13 protein-coding genes are annotated in these 16,964 nt (G+C 39.3%); 10 read left to right on the top strand and 3 right to left on the bottom strand.

Features of this window, described 5'->3' with window-relative positions; translation table 11 throughout:
• The first annotated feature begins 127 nt into the window (after positions 1-127).
• Positions 128-829: a response regulator transcription factor gene (locus tag N8O43_RS00605; RefSeq protein WP_261089041.1), complete on the top strand. Its 702-nt coding sequence runs from the start codon at positions 128-130 to the stop codon at positions 827-829.
• Positions 826-1,704 (top strand): sensor histidine kinase, encoded by an 879-nt coding sequence (locus N8O43_RS00610; RefSeq protein WP_261089043.1) that lies wholly within the window; start codon positions 826-828, stop codon positions 1,702-1,704. The genes N8O43_RS00605 and N8O43_RS00610 overlap by 4 nt, the downstream gene beginning before the upstream one ends.
• Positions 1,705-1,744: 40 nt before the next feature.
• On the opposite strand, the gene N8O43_RS00615 is transcribed toward N8O43_RS00610, so the two are convergent.
• The 3 genes from N8O43_RS00615 to N8O43_RS00625 form a co-directional block, all read right to left on the bottom strand.
• Positions 1,745-2,497: an ABC transporter permease gene (locus tag N8O43_RS00615; protein ID WP_261089044.1), complete on the bottom strand. Its 753-nt coding sequence runs from the start codon at positions 2,495-2,497 to the stop codon at positions 1,745-1,747.
• 10 nt (positions 2,498-2,507) lie between these two features.
• Positions 2,508-3,416 carry an ABC transporter ATP-binding protein gene (locus N8O43_RS00620; RefSeq protein ID WP_261089046.1) on the bottom strand — a complete coding sequence of 303 codons (909 nt, stop codon included), beginning with the start codon at positions 3,414-3,416 and terminating at the stop codon, positions 2,508-2,510.
• A gap of 141 nt (positions 3,417-3,557) precedes the next feature.
• Positions 3,558-4,367, bottom strand: coding sequence for a Cof-type HAD-IIB family hydrolase (locus N8O43_RS00625; RefSeq protein WP_261008714.1), 810 nt, complete (start codon positions 4,365-4,367; stop codon positions 3,558-3,560).
• 209 nt (positions 4,368-4,576) lie between these two features.
• Between N8O43_RS00625 and N8O43_RS00630 the strand changes: the two genes are divergently transcribed.
• The 8 genes from N8O43_RS00630 to N8O43_RS00665 all read left to right on the top strand — a co-directional run bounded on the left by N8O43_RS00630 (position 4,577) and on the right by N8O43_RS00665 (position 16,938).
• Complete coding sequence (locus N8O43_RS00630) at positions 4,577-5,248, top strand: CPBP family intramembrane glutamic endopeptidase (RefSeq protein ID WP_261089049.1); 672 nt, start codon at positions 4,577-4,579, stop codon at positions 5,246-5,248.
• A 130-nt stretch (positions 5,249-5,378) separates the two neighbouring features.
• Positions 5,379-8,654, top strand: a complete 3,276-nt coding sequence (gene rexB, locus N8O43_RS00635; protein ID WP_261089051.1) for an ATP-dependent nuclease subunit B — start codon at positions 5,379-5,381, stop codon at positions 8,652-8,654.
• Positions 8,651-12,301, top strand: coding sequence for a helicase-exonuclease AddAB subunit AddA (gene addA / locus N8O43_RS00640; protein WP_261089054.1), 3,651 nt, complete (start codon positions 8,651-8,653; stop codon positions 12,299-12,301). The genes rexB and addA overlap by 4 nt, the downstream gene beginning before the upstream one ends.
• Before the next feature lie 214 nt (positions 12,302-12,515).
• A complete protein-coding gene (locus tag N8O43_RS00645; protein WP_261089055.1) occupies positions 12,516-13,694 on the top strand; it encodes a hypothetical protein in 1,179 nt (392 codons plus the stop codon).
• A gap of 303 nt (positions 13,695-13,997) precedes the next feature.
• Positions 13,998-14,729 carry a capsular polysaccharide biosynthesis protein Cps4B gene (cps4B, locus tag N8O43_RS00650; protein ID WP_261089057.1) on the top strand — a complete coding sequence of 244 codons (732 nt, stop codon included), beginning with the start codon at positions 13,998-14,000 and terminating at the stop codon, positions 14,727-14,729.
• Positions 14,730-14,960: 231 nt separating this feature from the next.
• Positions 14,961-15,536: a sugar transferase gene (locus N8O43_RS00655; RefSeq protein ID WP_052691054.1), complete on the top strand. Its 576-nt coding sequence runs from the start codon at positions 14,961-14,963 to the stop codon at positions 15,534-15,536.
• Between the two features lie 198 nt (positions 15,537-15,734).
• Positions 15,735-16,283: a YveK family protein gene (locus N8O43_RS00660; protein WP_228112187.1), complete on the top strand. Its 549-nt coding sequence runs from the start codon at positions 15,735-15,737 to the stop codon at positions 16,281-16,283.
• A 1-nt stretch (position 16,284) separates the two neighbouring features.
• Complete coding sequence (locus N8O43_RS00665) at positions 16,285-16,938, top strand: CpsD/CapB family tyrosine-protein kinase (RefSeq protein ID WP_045611653.1); 654 nt, start codon at positions 16,285-16,287, stop codon at positions 16,936-16,938.
• Positions 16,939-16,964: the final 26 nt, after the last annotated feature.

A 16,964-nucleotide genomic window follows, 5' to 3' on the forward strand; every position in this document is an offset into this window, starting at 1 on the left:
AGGTCATCTAGCAAGTGGATTTTATATTTTAACTCTCTAAGGCTTTCTCGCGCTTTTATGCGAGGAGCTTTTCTGTTTAAGCTTTATCAATAAAACATGCTATAATAGTTGCAGAAAGGTGGTATTTATGGCTAGGATATTGGTTATTGAAGACAATAGTGACATTCAAGAGATTTTGCGAACACTTCTTACTGAGGAGCATGAGGTGATTCAGGCCTTTTCTGGTACAGAAGGAATCATGCTTTTTGACCAAGGTGGGATTGACCTCGTTTTGCTAGATATCATGCTTCCTGGGAAAAATGGGGATCAGATTTTAAAAGCCATCAGGGAACAAAGTCAAACTCCAGTCATTATGCTAACAGCTTTGAGCGATAAGAAGTTAATCAGTCAATACCTCTTAGACGGTGCAAATGATTACATAGTCAAACCTTTTGATTTGGACGAAGTCTTTGCCAGAGTTACTGTTCAATTACGCCAAAGTGCAGAAAAACCGCCTATGGAAATAGGAAAAACTGAAAATCTGCCACAAAACTTGAAAAATATCCAATTTGATTCGGAAAGTTTTGAAATCAAAAATAGTCAGGAAACGATTCGCCTTGCCAAGAAAGAATGCTTGATTCTTCAAACTCTACTCAAACATCCAAAGAAAATCTTTACCAAGGAAGAACTTTATGAATTGGTCTGGGAGGAGAGCTATCTACCTGGAGATAATACCCTCAATACGCATTTGAGTAATCTTCGTAAAAAATTAAACCAGCTTGACCCAAATCAAGAATATATTGAAACCATTTGGGGAGTTGGGGTAAGATTAAAAGGAGACAAGCAATGACCTACATGATAATCTTTATCCTATTGGTACTCCTAATTATTTTATCGATTGCATTGATTCGCTATCATCTAGCACTTAAAAACTTGAGTCAACAGATTGAAGACAAGATTCTCACAGGTAGTATGAAAAGAGTAGGAGTCAACATTTTTTCCAAACATTTTTTACAACTCTACCAGCAGATTGAGAATCTATTTCAGGAAGTGGAACAATCTCGGTTGGTTATGAAAAGGGAAAAACAGACTCTGGATATGGCCATCAGCAATATCGCCCATGATATTCGGACACCTCTGACTATCGCTTCAGGCTACACCCAACAATTGATAAAAACTCCTGAAAACAAATCAGAAACCTTACAAAAAATCGCCCAGCATCTTGATTTAGTTTCTAAACGTTTGGAGGCACTCCTAGAATATCGTCGTTTGATGGAAGGAGCTGTCAAACCGAAACTGGAAGAAGTTGATCTTTCAGCTTTTATTACCAAGAAGACTCTTGCTTTTTATGATGTTTTTCAGGCGACAAATATCACGCTTGATTTTAAAGTTGAAGCTGGTTTAAAAATGAGGACTGATGAAGATTTACTGGATCGAATTTTACAAAATCTGCTTGGAAATGTCCTCAAACATGGCAAGGAAGAAGCACGTCTATCTTTGAGAAAGGAAAAGGAACAGCTTGTCTTAGAGATTGCAAACCTTGTCAAACAGCCCATCAAAAAAATAGAAAATCTCAGTAATCGTTTTTATTCTGAAAATCTATCAGACACGGAAGAATCCTCTGGTTTAGGCCTTTATATCACTGAGGAATTATGTCATCTTCTCGGTACAGAGATGAAACTAAGCACAGATGGGAAATGGTTGTCGGTTTTCATTTATTTTTAACAAAAAGAAACCTCCTCTGTAGGCTAGAGGAGGTCATTTTTTATAGGCTTTTCTTTTTGAAAACTGCCAGTCCACTTAGATTAAAGATTACAATAAGAGCTAAGGTAACTATAAGGGTATAGAAAATGGATTCACTATTAGCAGTCATAGCATAGGAAAAATGCAAGGACAAATATGGTAAAAATTTGATATTTGGAAAAATGATCATTGGCATAGAAAGGATGATAGAGCTAATCAGATAACCAATAAATACGGCAAGATAAGAATGAGTCAGGTAGAGAATAAAGGAAATAATCGAAAGCCAAGCAAGGAGGCAAAGAAATTGAAGGGAAATGGTTATCAGTAGATTACCAATAAAGCCATCAGGCATCGTACCAAGTCCGTTCAGTAGAGTTGAGGGAACAAAAGCAATCACAAGGCTGGCGATGAGTTGCAAGAGAGCGATGCTTGCTAGTACAAAGGATTTAGCGAAGAAAAACTCTGTACGAGAAACACCAACTGTCAAACTATTTTTATAAAGCTTGCCGATTAGATCGACCCCAAGAACTAAACATGTTAGAATAATGCAGAGAAAAACAATGTTTGAATCATTGCTAGACGCATTGATAAGAGCTTGAATACCTTCCCAACCATGGGTTTGAATTTCTGGCTCTTCTGTCTGAATTGCCATCAGATGACCAGTAGCCCCAAAAACAGCACCCATTAGCAAGAGGACAAAGAGAATGAATTCTGTAATCCAGAATCCTTTGGAGCGGAAAAGACGGTAAAAGTCTGCTTGAATGGTATGTATCATGATTTTCCTCCTATTCGACTAATTGTGTGAAGTATTCTTCTAGGTTTTGACGGGCATAGTAAATCTCGTCAATAGCGACATCTGCCAAGGTTAATTCCTTAAGAATCTGTTTGACATCTTGTTCCTGACCAAAGATGTGGATTTCGTTCTCAGGATTGACAACCTTGAACTGGAGCTGGATTTGTTCTTTTAATACTTGACAAGCTTTCTCTTTGTCAGCTGTCTTAAGCACAATATAATCTTCACTTAGTGTTTCAAATTCAGCTTTGCTGATTTCACGGATAATCTTTCCTTGATCTAAAATACCAAAGCGATTTGCTACGAGATAGAGTTCTGACAAGATATGGCTAGAGATGAGAATGGTTATCCCTTTTTCTTGATTGAGCCGTTGAATCATTAGACGAAATTCTTTGATACCGATTGGGTCGAGACCGTTGATAGGTTCATCTAATATTAGGAAGTCTGGTTTCGATAGGAGGGCAATGGCGATGCCAAGTCTTTGTTTCATTCCTAGAGAGAAATCACGAAAGACTTTCTTACCTGTATCTGGCAAACCTACATAGTCAAGCGTTTCTCGAATGACTTGATCAGCATTTGGAATATGTCTAATCATACAATAATATTTCAGATTTTGATAGGCTGTTAAGTGATTATGAGCTACAGGTGATTCGATCACTGAACCTACTCGAGATAGAGCCCTGGTCCACTCATTTTCCGATTGACTAGAAAAGAGGGAAACAGTTCCTCTATCTGCAAACAGTAGTTGTGTAATGATTTTTATCAAGGTTGTTTTCCCAGCTCCGTTCTTCCCGATAAGTCCATAAATATCTCCCTCTCTTATCGTTAGATGAAGATCCTGAAGAATAGCTTGTTTGTCAAAGTTTTTGGACAATCCATGAATGTCAAGTACTGTTTTCATGATTCTCTCCTTTTGATTTATTTTGATAACTTTAGTATAGAGCATAGAAATCAAAGAAAGCTCAAGGATTTCTAAAGAGTTTCTAAAGTTTTAGGAATTATTAAATATCAAAACCCAGTTGACACAAACTGGGCTTCTTAATTATAAAATATACTTCTCAATGGCACGCGCAACGCCGTCTTCTTCGTTGCTGGCTGTAACGTCATCAGCTAGGGATTTGACATAATCGCTGGCATTTCCCATTGCAATACCAAGCCCTGCAAACTGGAGCATTTCGATGTCGTTATTGGCATCACCCATGGCCATAATTTCTGATGGTTCAATCTTCAAACTCTCAGCTAATCGTGAAAGAGCAGTAGCCTTTGTTGTTCCAAGTGGCATGGCCTCATAAATGACTGGCTGCGAACGAACTCCACTAAATCGTTGGCAGAGTTCCTCAGCAAATCGCTCTTCAAAATCGTCTGTTTGCTCTTTGGTGCCCAAAAACATACCTTGGAACATCCGATATTTGCCACTAGTCGCTTCCTCAAGAGAAATTTCAGTCAGGTCTGAGAAGACTAGGTCGGCATCATTTTGAATGATTTCATTAGGCTTACCACCGAGGACAAAATAATGCTCCTCATCAAAAAGAGTCAACTGAACATCACTTTTTTCAGCAAGGTTATAGAGGTATTCGATGTCGGCTGGACTGAGTTCTTGCCAATCAACTAGACTCCAATCGCTAGTCTGGTGAGTTGAGCAACCGTTGTTAACAATAACATACTCATTCTGGAGGTCAAGTCCCAATTTTTTGTAGTAGGGGAGGACACCGAAAAGCGGGCGACCTGTACAGAGAACCAGTTTGACACCTTTTTCAATGGATTTGTGAATAGCAGTAATGTGAGCTTGTGGAATTTCCTTGGCTTCATTGAGGAGGGTTCCGTCCATATCCAAGGCTAGTAGTTTAATCATAAGACTTCCTTCTTTATCTTTTGGTATTATTATAGCATATTTTGGAGAAGATGATGGTGAAAGGGTAGGGACTAGCTGATTTTACAGTTTAGGATGTTTTGATGACAATTCATGATTTGAAGAGGGATATTTTGAAAAGATACGCTATATTAAATTTGTGATTCAATCAAGTATTTTGTAAGCTTATCAATGAAAACAGAGGATTTAATATGAAAAAACGGATTATTCAAATTTTACTAGCATTGTCCTTAATTTTTTACAAATCAACTTGGTTTTGGAGGGTTTTCAATCACTTTGCTGCTAGATTTGTACCTGCTAGTCGAGAATTTTTTCAGATTCTGCTTTTGATGGAGAGTGGAGTTCTTTTGTCAGCAGTTATCTATCTACTAGTTTTTGCAGGAAAGAAAACTTTTCATTTCAAGTGTCAGCTGAGATATTTTATCTACCTTTTACTGGGCTACATCATCTTGTATATGTCTGACTTCCTCTTTTCTTATCTCTTATCCCCGCCTTCAAATCAAATTTCTTTGAATGAAACGGTAGAAATGATGGGACGACAGGAGTTACCCTATTTTTTGCTCATGGTTTGCTTCATCGGCCCTATTGCTGAGGAATTGATTTATCGCGGTGTGCTTATGATAACTTTTTTCAAAAACTCGCCTTGGTACGGAGATGTCTTGCTTTCTGCTATTATTTTCGGTTATATTCATATCGATTTTGCTTTAACTCCTCTTGCTTTTTTCATTTATGCTAGTGGAGGAGTGATTTTAGCATTGCTCTACCGAAAAACTCACTCTCTCTATTATCCCATTTTGCTCCATATCTTGATTAACATGACTGCTTTTTGGTATTTATGGATCAATCTATTTTTAGCAAGTTAGTACTTATCATTCAATGCCGGAAGATCCGGCATTTTTCTTTTCAACAGATGAGCAAGAACTGATTATTTTCAGACTTGGCTGGCTAATCATGGTATAATAAAAGGTAATGAAAAATTCCAACGAGGCAGAGATGAAATTACTTTATACTGATATTCGGACTTCTTTGACAGAAATTCTAACCAGGGAGGCTGAAGAGCTAGTTGCTGCGGGCAAGCGGGTCTTCTACATCGCTCCCAACTCTCTTTCTTTTGAAAAGGAACGCGCCGTGCTGGAATGCTTGTCTCAGCAGGCTTCTTTTGCGATTACCGTCACACGCTTTGCTCAAATGGCTCGTTATCTTATTTTGAATGATTTGCCAGCTAAGACCAGTCTTGATGATATCGGTCTTGGAATGGCTTTTTATAAGTGCCTTGCGGAACTTGATCCCAAGGACTTACGTGTTTATGGTGCGATTAAGCAAGATCCTCAGTTTATCCAGCAGTTGATTGAGCTTTACCACGAGATGACCAAGGCTCAGATGGTTTTTTTGGACTTGGAGAGTTTGACGGATGAGGACAAGAGAGTCGATTTACTCTTGATTTTTGAGAAAGTAACGGCCTACCTCAATCAAGGGCAGTTAGCTCAGGGGAGTCAGTTGTCCCATTTGATTGAGGCTATTGAGAATGACAAGGTAAGTAGTGATTTTACTCAAATTGCCCTTGTCATTGATGGATTTACCCGTTTTTCTGCCGAGGAAGAGAGGATTGTGGACCTACTTCATGGCAAGGGTGTTGAGATTGTCATCGGAGCCTATGCTAGCAAGAAAGCTTATACCAGCCCTTTTAGCGAGGGTAATCTCTACCAAGCCAGTGTGGAGTTTCTCCATCATCTAGCCTCTAAATACCAAACACCTGCCCAGGACTCTTCTCAATCTCACGAGAAGATGGATAGTTTTGACAAGGCCTCTCGATTGTTGGAGTCTTCTTATGACTTTTCAGAGCTCACTTTGGAGGTTGATGAGAAAGACCGTGAAAATCTGCAAATCTGGTCTTGTTTGACACAAAAGGAAGAGTTGGAGTTAGTTGCCCGTAGTATCCGTCAGAAATTGCATGAGAACTCCGACCTGAGTTACAAGCATTTTCGTATTCTCTTGGGAGATGTGTCTTCTTATCAATTATCCCTTAAAACTATTTTTGACCAGTATCAGATTCCTTTCTATCTTGGTAGAAGCGAATCCATGGCCCATCATCCCTTGACACAGTTTGTCGAATCTATTTTAGCTTTGAAACGCTATCGTTTCCGTCAGGAAGATTTGATTAATCTCCTCAGAACTGGTTTATATACTGACCTTAGCCAAGCGGATATTGATGCTTTTGAGCAATATATCCGTTATCTTGGTATCAATGGCTTGCCAGCCTTTCAGCAAACCTTCACCAAGGCCCACCATGGAAAATTTAATTTAGGGCGTTTAAATGCTCTTCGTCTGCGTATTTTAGCACCACTTGAAACCCTGTTTTCCAGTCGAAAACAGAAGGCTGAAAATCTCTTGCAAAAGTGGAATGTCTTTCTAAAAGAAGGAGCGGTGACCAAGCAACTGCAAGATTTGACAGCTACTATGGAAACTCTTGAACAAGAAAGACAAGCTGAAGTTTGGAAGGCATTCTGTCATGTTTTAGAACAATTTGCTACAGTTTTTGCTGGTTCACAGGTTAGTCTAGAGGAGTTCCTAGCCTTGCTTCATTCCGGTATGAGTCTATCTCAGTATCGCACCATTCCAGCGACAGTAGACACCGTTCTGGTGCAGAGTTACGATTTGATTGCGCCCTTAACGGCTGACTTTGTCTATGCCATTGGGCTGACTCAGGACAATTTACCAAAAATCGCGCAGAATACCAGTCTTTTGACAGACGAAGAAAGACAGAGCCTAAACCAAGCAACAGAAGAAGGCGTTCAATTGCTGATTGCCAGCAGTGAAAACCTCAAGAAAAATCGCTATACTATGCTTTCCTTGGTCAATTCTGCCCGTAAGCAGTTGGTCTTGTCGGCTCCAAGTCTTTTTAAAGAAAGTGAAAGTAAGGAATCTGCTTATCTTCAAGAGTTGGTCCATTTTGGATTTAGTCGGAAAGAGAAGAGGATGAATCACAAAGGGCTGTCTAAGGAAGATATGGGCTCATATCACAGTCTTTTGTCTAGTCTGGTGGCCTATCACCAGCAGGGCGAGAGGGGTGATAGGGAGCAAGATTTGACCTTTGTCAAGGTTCTGGCGCGTGTGATGGGTAAAAAACTAGACCAGCAAGGTCTGGAAAATCCAGCCCTTCCAACCAGTCCAAGCAGCAAGCAATTGGCTAAGGACACCTTACAAGCGCTCTATCCTGCTGACAAAGAATTTTACCTGTCTACGTCAGGTTTGACGGAGTTTTACCGTAACCAATACAGTTATTTCCTCCGTTATGTTTTAGGTTTGCAGGAAGAATTGCGCCTGCGACCAGATGCTCGTAGTCATGGGAATTTCTTGCACCGTATTTTTGAACGGGCCTTGCAATTGCCTGACGAAGATTCCTTTGACCAACGTCTAGAACAAGCTATTCAAGAAACCAGTCAGGAACGGGAATTTGAAGCTATTTATCAGGAAAGTTTGGAAGCCCAGTTTACCAAGGAAGTTCTGCTTGATGTGGCACGGACGACAGGCCACATTCTCCGTCACAATCCAGCCATCGAGACTATTAAAGAAGAGGCAAATTTTGGTGGGAAAGAGCAGGCCTTTATTCAATTGGATAATGGTCGCAGTGTCTTTGTACGAGGCAAGGTTGACCGCATTGACCGATTGAAAGCTGATGGAGCGATAGGAGTAGTAGACTACAAGTCGAGTCTAACTCAGTTCCAGTTTCCTCATTTCTTTAATGGGCTCAATTCCCAACTGCCAACCTACTTAGCTGCCCTAAAAAGAGAAGGGGAGCAGAACTTTTTCGGTGCCATGTACTTGGAAATGGCTGAGCCAGTCCAATCTCTCATGGCCGTCAAAAGTCTAGCAGGTGCAGTAGTAGAAGCCAGTAAGTCTATGAAATACCAAGGACTCTTTTTAGAAAAAGAAAGCAGTCACTTGGGTGAATTTTACAATAAAACCAAAGCCAACCAGTTGACGGATGAGGAATTCCAGCTCCTACTAGACTACAATGCCCATCTTTACAAGAAAGCAGCTGAGACGATTTTAGAAGGCCAATTCGCCATCAATCCTTATACAGAAAATGGCAGAAGCATTGCCCCATACGTCCAGCAATATCAAGCCATCACAGGATTTGAAGCCAATTATCATTTAGGTCAAGCCCGTTTCCTAGAAAAGTTGGACCTAGCAGATGGCAAGCGTTTAATCGGAGAAAAACTCAAGCAAGCTTGGTTTGAAAAAATAAGAGAGGAGTTGAATCGATGAAGCCTATTCCCTTTTTAACTGAGGAAGAAATTCAAAAATTGCAAGAAGTAGAAGCAAATTCGAACAAGGAACAGAAGAAAACTGCCGAGCAAATTGAAGCCATCTACACTTCTGGCCAGAATATTCTAGTCTCAGCATCAGCTGGTTCTGGGAAGACCTTTGTCATGGCAGAACGTATTCTGGACCAGTTAGCGCGTGGTGTCGAAATTTCTCAACTCTTTATCTCAACCTTTACCGTCAAGGCTGCCACAGAACTTAAGGAGCGCTTGGAGAAAAAAATCAGCCAACAAATCCAAGAAAGTAATGATGTTGACCTCAAACAACACTTGGGACGCCAGTTGGCGGACCTACCCAACGCTGCCATCGGTACCATGGATTCCTTTACACAAAAATTCCTTGGTAAACATGGTTATCTGATTGATATTGCGCCTAATTTCCGGATTTTACAAAACCAGAGCGAGCAACTTCTTCTAAAAAACGAAGTCTTCCACGAGGTCTTTGAAGCGCATTATCAAGGTAAACAGAAAGAGAACTTTAGTCATCTGCTGAAAAATTTTGCAGGGCGTGGCAAGGATGAACGTGGTCTGCGCCAGCAGGTCTATAAAATCTATGACTTCCTCCAATCCACCAGTAATCCTCAGAAATGGCTGAGTGAATCTTTCCTCAAAGGCTTTGAAAAAGCTGATTTTACCAGTGAAAAAGAAAAACTGACTAAGCAAATCCAGCAAGCCCTTTGGGACTTGGAAAGCTTTTTCCGTTATCATCTGGATTACGATGCCAAGGAGTTTCCAAAGGCTGCTTATCTAGAGAATGTTCAGTTGATTTTAGATGAAATTGGCTCCTTAAATCAAGAGTCCGATAGTCAGGCTTATCAGGTAGTGCTTGCGCGTGTTGTCGCAATTTCGAAAGAGAAAAACGGCCGAGCTCTGACCAATGCAAGTCGTAAGGCTGATTTGAAGCCCCTGGCTGATGCCTACAACGAAGAAAGAAAGGTCCAGTTTGCTAAACTAGGACAATTAGCAGACCAAATAACGATACTCTACTATCAAGAACGTTATCATGGAGACACATGGGAACTAGCTAAAACTTTTCAAACCTTCATGAGTGATTTTGTGGAGGCTTATCGTCAGCGTAAACGTCAGGAAAATGCCTTTGAATTCGCTGATATCAGTCATTACACTATTGAGATTTTAGAGAATTTCTCGCAAGTTCGTGAGGCTTATCAGGAACGTTTCCACGAAGTCATGGTCGATGAGTATCAGGACACCAACCACATTCAAGAACGGATGTTGGAATTGCTGTCGAATGGTCACAATCGCTTTATGGTTGGAGATATCAAGCAGTCCATCTATCGTTTCCGGCAGGCAGATCCCCAGATTTTCAATGAGAAATTCCAACGCTATGCGCAGAATCCTAAAGAGGGCAAATTAATTCTCCTCAAGGAAAATTTCCGTAGTAGTTCAGAAGTGCTGTCAGCAACCAATGATGTTTTTGCACGCCTCATGGACCAAGAAGTCGGAGAAATCAACTATGATAACATGCACCAGCTTGTTTTTGCCAATAGCAAACTGACTCCCAATCCAGACAACAAGGCAGAATTTTTCCTCTACGACAAGGACGATACTGGTGAGGAAGAAGAGAGCCAAGCAGAAACGAAATTAACAGGTGAAATGCGCCTGGTCATCAAGGAAATCCTCAAACTCCATCAGGAAAAAGGTGTTGCTTTTAAGGAAATTGCCCTTTTGACTTCCAGTCGCAGTAGAAATGACCAGATTCTTCTTGCTCTGTCTGAATACGGAATCCCTGTCAAAACCGACGGCGAGCAAAACAATTATCTCCAATCCCTAGAAGTGCAAGTCATGCTAGACACTCTGCGTGTTATTCACAATCCCCTGCAAGACTATGCCTTGGTTGCTCTCATGAAGTCTCCAATGTTTGGATTTGATGAGGACGAGTTAGCACGTTTGTCTCTCCAGAAAGCAGAGGATAAAATCCAAGAAAATCTCTATGAGAAACTGGTCAATGCTCAAAAACAAGTAGCTAGCCAGAAAAACTTAATTCATACGGATTTAGCTGAAAAACTAAATCAATTCATGGATATCTTGGCTTCTTGGCGCTTGTATGCAAAAAACCACTCCCTCTATGACCTGATTTGGAAGATTTATAATGACCGTTTTTACTACGATTATGTTGGAGCTTTGCCAAATGGTCCTGCTAGGCAGGCTAATCTCTATGCCCTAGCACTGCGTGCTGACCAGTTTGAAAAGAGTAATTTCAAGGGCTTGTCTCGTTTTATTCGTATGATTGACCAAGTTTTAGAAGCCCAGCACGATCTTGCAAGCGTGGCTGTCGCACCACCAAAGGATGCAGTAGAGCTCATGACTATTCACAAGAGTAAAGGGCTGGAGTTTCCTTACGTCTTTATCCTCAATATGGATCAAGACTTTAACAAGCAAGACAGCATGTCAGAGATCATTCTCAGTCGTAAAAATGGACTAGGTGTCAAATACATTGCAAAAATGGAGACAGGAGCAGTGGAAGATCACTATCCTAAAACCATCAAACTCTCCATTCCTAGTCTGACCTATAGACAGAACGAAGAAGAATTACAGCTGGCAAGCTATTCTGAGCAAATGCGTCTACTGTATGTTGCTATGACGAGGGCTGAGAAAAAGCTCTATCTTGTCGGCAAGGGATCTCGTGAAAAGCTGGAAGCCAAGGAATACTCAGCAGCTAAAAATGGAAAACTAAACAGCAACACTAGACTTCAAGCAAGGAATTTCCAAGATTGGATTTGGGCTATCAGCAAAGTGTTTGCAAAGGATCATCTCAATTTTAGCTATCGTTTTGTTGGTGAAGATCAGCTGACTAGAGAAGCTATCGGAGAGTTGGAAAACAAAAGTTCTCTCCAAGATAGCTCACAAGTAGACAATCGTCAGTCAGAAACCATTAAGGAAGCTCTTGAAATGCTGAAAGAAGTGGAAGTTTATAATACTCTTCACCGCGCAGCCATTGAACTTCCTAGTGTTCAAACCCCAAGTCAAATCAAGAAATTCTACGAACCAGTTATGGATATGGAAGGTGTCGAGATTGCAGGTCAAGGCCAGTCAGTAGACAAGAAAATCAGCTTTGATTTACCAGATTTTTCAACCAAAGAAAAAGTAACAGGAGCCGAGATTGGTAGTGCTACCCACGAACTCATGCAGAGAATTGACCTCAGCCAGCGACCAACGCTTGCTACCCTGACAGAAACTCTCAAACAAGTTCAAACCAGCCCAGCTGTCAGGGACAAGATCAATCTTTCGAAAATTCTTGCATTCTTTGACACAGCACTCGGTCAGGAAATTCTCGCTAATACCAACCATCTCTATCGCGAGCAACCCTTCTCCATGCTCAAACGAGACCAAAAGAGTCAGGAAGACTTCGTTGTCCGTGGTATCCTTGATGGCTATCTACTTTACGAAGATAAAATTGTTCTGTTTGACTATAAGACAGACCGCTATGATGAACCGAGTCAACTCGTAGACCGCTATCGTGGTCAGTTATCCCTATACGGAGAAGCTTTATCACGATCCTATTCGATTGAAAATATTGAAAAATACTTGATTTTACTCGGTAAAGACGAGGTTCAAGTTGTAAAAGTATAATTTATACTCTTCGAAAATCTCTTCAAACCACGTCAGCTTCAGCTTGCTGTAGATATGGTTACTGACTTCGTCAGTTCTATCCACAACCTCAAAACTGTGTTTTGAGCTGACTTCGTCAGTCTTATCTACAACCTCAAAACTGTGTTTTGAGCAACCTGTGGCTAGCTTCCTAGTTTGCTCTTTGATTTTCATTGAGTATTAGAAAGGAGACCTCATGACACTTCCAGTTAGAAAATCCCTGCATGATGCGGTTTTACAGGCTTCAAAAGCTGATACTTGGGAACAAGCTACCAAGGAATGGAATGAAGTTTCCTTGATTTTTAACGGTATCGGCCGTAGCAATTGTGTCTGTGGAAATGCCATCAAGTACGCCTACGAACTCTTTAACGGTGTCACAGGTCAACGCCTCTTTCCGATTGGTAGCGACTGTGTTCGTCATTTTCATCGATTGACCCTTGACCAGCAACTGGAAGAGGAAGAAAAACTGCTCAGAAAGGTTGAAAATCTGACCAGAAAAGCCCAGAAAAAGGAAAAAATCAAGGTCAATAAAAGTGACTTTGACGAGCGACTTCTAAAATGGCTCTGGGAAAAAGGTGTTTTCAAACCCAATCGTGGCAATCAATTTGCGCCTGAGAGTGACTACCAGCTTTTCTTAGAAGTCTTTCAGGGAGGAAGTTGGACTAAGGCAGAGCCCAAGAAAAAGGCTCGGATGGAAGAAGTCCTTGAAAAGTGTATCAAACCCTTTTTACTTGGAAAACCAGATGACCAACTCTACCTTGTCAAGCTAGGTAAGGAGAAAATTGACTACGAACAAGAACTCCGTATTCAGGCAGAGAAAGAGCGCAAGAAGAGGGATAAAATAGCCAAGCAGTATGCAGACAATCTAGTTCTAGCCATGGGCCCAGCAGAGCGGGCTTATCAAGATTATTTTGGTTTTACAGAAACCCTGACTCAAGAAGAACGCAAATGGGAGAAAATTCTTTTTGGTAAAAATAGAACAGAACGGGCCATCAAGGCCAAACAATATCAAAAAGAGCTGGAAAAAGACCAACGAATTGCGAGTCAGGATCCAGTTGAAAGAAAACAGAAGCAGACTTGGCTCCTCAATTCCTATTTTCGTGACCTTCCTGAAGAAAAAGCCCGATTTGCTCGCCTCTTATTAGCATATCGAAAAAGTGGAGAAGTGGCATTTTCAACGGAATATCTGTCAGACCATCTGCTCGACTTTTTCTATAAAATGAAAGCTTTTGAGTTTGAAATCACACCAGAACAAGTCCGAGACTTTTTAAAAGAAAGCCTCCAGGCAGACCATCTATCATCAGCACAAGAAAGCTGGATAGATGGGATTCTCCTCAACTGCCTCAAACCATTTTTAGAACGATTATTGATATAACTAACACCTACCGTGGAAATTCCATGGTAGGTGTTAGTTTTAATAGTCAGTGTCATTATTATTCTCAACAGATTTATTCGAAAACAAAACACACTTATTTATATATGCTTTATTATACTGGATAACTTTTAAAATATTATGAGAGACTTAATTATAACTAGCTTATTTTAATGTTTCGTAGTATAATAACATCAGGAAAACAAACTGTATAAACCAATATTTATAGGTTATTCAAAAACTTATATATATGTGTTGAATTATTTATTACAGCGCCTAAAACTCTATTATATAAGGAAATATTACATGATTGATATCCATTCTCATATTGTTTTTGGTGTAGATGATGGACCAAGCACAAAAGAAGAAAGCCTAGCTCTTCTGAAAGAAGCTTTTTCACAGGGAGTTCGTACAATTGTATCCACTTCACATCGTCGTAAAAATATGTTTGAAACTCCAGAAGATACAATTATGACCAACTTTAAAGAGGTTCAAGCACTTGCTAAGAAAGAACTGCCCGACTTAACCCTTTTATATGGAGCTGAAATATACTTCACCCAAGATGCTCTTGACAAATTGGAAAGCAAGCAGATTCCTACTCTGAACGATACACAATATGCTTTGATTGAATTCAGCCCGACCACCCCCTATTGGGAAATCCGCAATGCAGTAAATAAAGTTTTATTGTTAGGTATTAGACCTGTCATTGCCCATATTGAACGCTATGCTGAACTAGAAAAAAATGAAAAAAGAGTTAAAGAGCTGATAGATATGGGATGTTATACTCAAATAAATAGTTCAAGTGTTCTTAAGCCTAAAATGTTTGGGGATAAGTATCGCTTACTCAAAAAAAGAGCTCAGTATTTTCTATCCTATAATCTAGTTCACTGTGTGGCTAGCGATATGCATAATCTAAGCTCAAGACCACCATATATGAAGCAAGCATTTGACGCAATTAGTCATCAGTATGGAAAGGAAAGAGCAGAAGAATTATTTTTAGTAAATCCTCAGTTGATTATATCGAACAAAAATATTTAGCAACATTTAATTTAGGTATATTTCCTGTATTTTAATCACGTAAGCTTGAAAATCTTATTTTTTTATGTTATATTGAACTGTATGATTTAATTCTTGGTAAATATACATATTTTTATTAGTTCTAGCTTTTTATACTCAGGACTATATATATATATATATATGCATCAACGTAGTGAGTGGCGCACGCATATATATGTGTGCGCCTTAGTTTTTTCTAGGAGAATGATGCTTATGTATAGGAGAATTAAGAGAATTATAGGTCTTCTAATTTCTATACCCTCATTACTATTAATTATCCCGATTTGTTTAATAGCATGTATCTTTATTGTAATCGAATCAAGTGGTAATCCTATTTATATACAAGAACGAATTGGTTTAAATGGACAAAGTTTTTCAATTTATAAACTCCGATCCATGTATCAAGATGCTGAAAAGAATGGTCATAAATGGGCGAGCAAAAATGATACACGCATTACAAAAGTTGGACGTTTTATTCGTAAAACACGAATTGATGAATTACCACAAATCATTAATGTAATTAAAGGTGAGATGTCCATTATTGGACCACGACCAGAACGACCAGAGTTTATCAATGAATTTTTGAAAGATATCCCTAATTTTAATGAACGTTTAGCTGTCCGCCCAGGAATCACAGGATGGGCTCAAGTAAATGGTGGTTATGAATTAACTCCTAAAGATAAATTAGTCTACGATCTATTCTATATCAATCACGAAAGTATCAAGTTAGATTTTCTTATACTATTAAAAACAATTAAAGTGATGGTTACCGGGAACGGATCTAGGTAGTTCTAAGAAAGAAAAAATAAATAAAAGGAAACAAACAATAATATGACTATTTTTAATAAAAATATTAATAGAGTTTTTTCTTTGATAAAAAGCAAACTACTATTTTTACTTCTATTTACTATAGTAGGGACGACAGCAGTTGGTCTATATACTGTTTTTATCATTTCTCCTATATACAGTGTATCCTCTAAGCTCATAATGAAGAACACTTCAAGTCAAACAAATGGGCAAAATAATGATGCGCAAACGATTGAAGCTATAAACCTCTTTCAAAGACAAGCTAAGACTTATTTAGAGATAGCAGATCTTCCCCCTGTAAAAGATGAGACCAATAAAGCATTAAGCTTATCACCAGATGAAATTTCAAAAATCAAGTCTGTTAAATTAACAAATGACTCAGGTTCTCAGTTGGTCACAATAACAGTGAGAGGACTAGATCGAAATTTAGCTGAACGTTATATTAAAGAGTATGTGTCTCAGTACAAGAAATTTACAGCAGATAGATTAGGGCGCGACAACTTGTCAGTTGTTACAGAAGCACTGGGAAGTGATTCTCCAGTTTATCCCGTTCTATGGAAGAATCTTCTTGTATCTATTCTAGTATTTTCTTTTGTAGGATTTAATGTTATTTTCATCAAATATGTACTGAGTGATTCGATTGATTCTTACGAAGACTTGGAAGAGTTAGTGGGAACACCTGTTCTCGGGATGATTCCGACTATAGAGAGAAAGAGAAGAGGTGAGTGACATGCATATCGAAGTTATTCATAACAGTAAATCCATCGTAGCTGAGTCCTTTAGAACTTTAAGGAGTAATCTTCAGTTCTCAGAATTTGGAAAAAATATTAAAATCATTGTCGTTACAAGTGCCAACCCCAATGAAGGCAAGAGTGAAGTCAGTATCAATCTTGCCGCTTCTTTGGCCCAACAGGGGAAAAGAGTGATTATCATAGACGCGGATATGCGTAAACCAACTCAACATAAATTAACCGAGCTAAATAACACTGAAGGACTCAGTACCTTTCTATTAAAGAAGTCAGGAGTAGATTCTATTAATCATTTGACGATAAATGATGTGAATTTAGATGTACTGACTTCAGGACCTGTTCCGCCTAATCCTTCTGAGATGTTAGCTAGTTCTTCTATGGATGAAACACTTAAAGCATTTGAGGATTTTTATGACTATGTCATTATCGATACACCTCCCTTGCTAGCAGCAACTGATGCCCAAGTTTTAGCCAGTATTTCGGATGCTACCCTTCTGGTAGTAGATATCAAAAAATCAAAACGACGACAAATAATAGAAGCAAAAAGAAGATTAGACCATGTTGGAGCTAGACTACTTGGTGTGATAATGAATAAAATTGATTCACATAAAGATACCTATTATTACTATTATTAAACTAACTATTTGAAAGGCAGGAGAGA

Origin of the sequence: Streptococcus mitis (genome assembly GCF_946190335.1) — a bacterium.
GTDB lineage: Bacteria > Bacillota > Bacilli > Lactobacillales > Streptococcaceae > Streptococcus > Streptococcus mitis_CH.

Excerpts from the sequence above, each read along its gene's own strand:
- rexB (WP_261089051.1), top strand. The coding sequence starts at position 5,379 with ATGAAATTACTTTATACTGATATTCGGACTTCTTTGACAGAAATTCTA.
- N8O43_RS00660 (WP_228112187.1), top strand. The coding sequence starts at position 15,735 with ATGAAGAACACTTCAAGTCAAACAAATGGGCAAAATAATGATGCGCAA.
- N8O43_RS00655 (WP_052691054.1), top strand. The coding sequence starts at position 14,961 with ATGTATAGGAGAATTAAGAGAATTATAGGTCTTCTAATTTCTATACCC.
- N8O43_RS00625 (WP_261008714.1), bottom strand. The coding sequence starts at position 4,367 with ATGATTAAACTACTAGCCTTGGATATGGACGGAACCCTCCTCAATGAA.
- N8O43_RS00615 (WP_261089044.1), bottom strand. The coding sequence starts at position 2,497 with ATGATACATACCATTCAAGCAGACTTTTACCGTCTTTTCCGCTCCAAA.
- N8O43_RS00630 (WP_261089049.1), top strand. The coding sequence starts at position 4,577 with ATGAAAAAACGGATTATTCAAATTTTACTAGCATTGTCCTTAATTTTT.
- N8O43_RS00645 (WP_261089055.1), top strand. The coding sequence starts at position 12,516 with ATGACACTTCCAGTTAGAAAATCCCTGCATGATGCGGTTTTACAGGCT.
- N8O43_RS00665 (WP_045611653.1), top strand. The coding sequence starts at position 16,285 with ATGCATATCGAAGTTATTCATAACAGTAAATCCATCGTAGCTGAGTCC.
- N8O43_RS00605 (WP_261089041.1), top strand. The coding sequence starts at position 128 with ATGGCTAGGATATTGGTTATTGAAGACAATAGTGACATTCAAGAGATT.
- addA (WP_261089054.1), top strand. The coding sequence starts at position 8,651 with ATGAAGCCTATTCCCTTTTTAACTGAGGAAGAAATTCAAAAATTGCAA.
- N8O43_RS00610 (WP_261089043.1), top strand. The coding sequence starts at position 826 with ATGACCTACATGATAATCTTTATCCTATTGGTACTCCTAATTATTTTA.
- cps4B (WP_261089057.1), top strand. The coding sequence starts at position 13,998 with ATGATTGATATCCATTCTCATATTGTTTTTGGTGTAGATGATGGACCA.
- N8O43_RS00620 (WP_261089046.1), bottom strand. The coding sequence starts at position 3,416 with ATGAAAACAGTACTTGACATTCATGGATTGTCCAAAAACTTTGACAAA.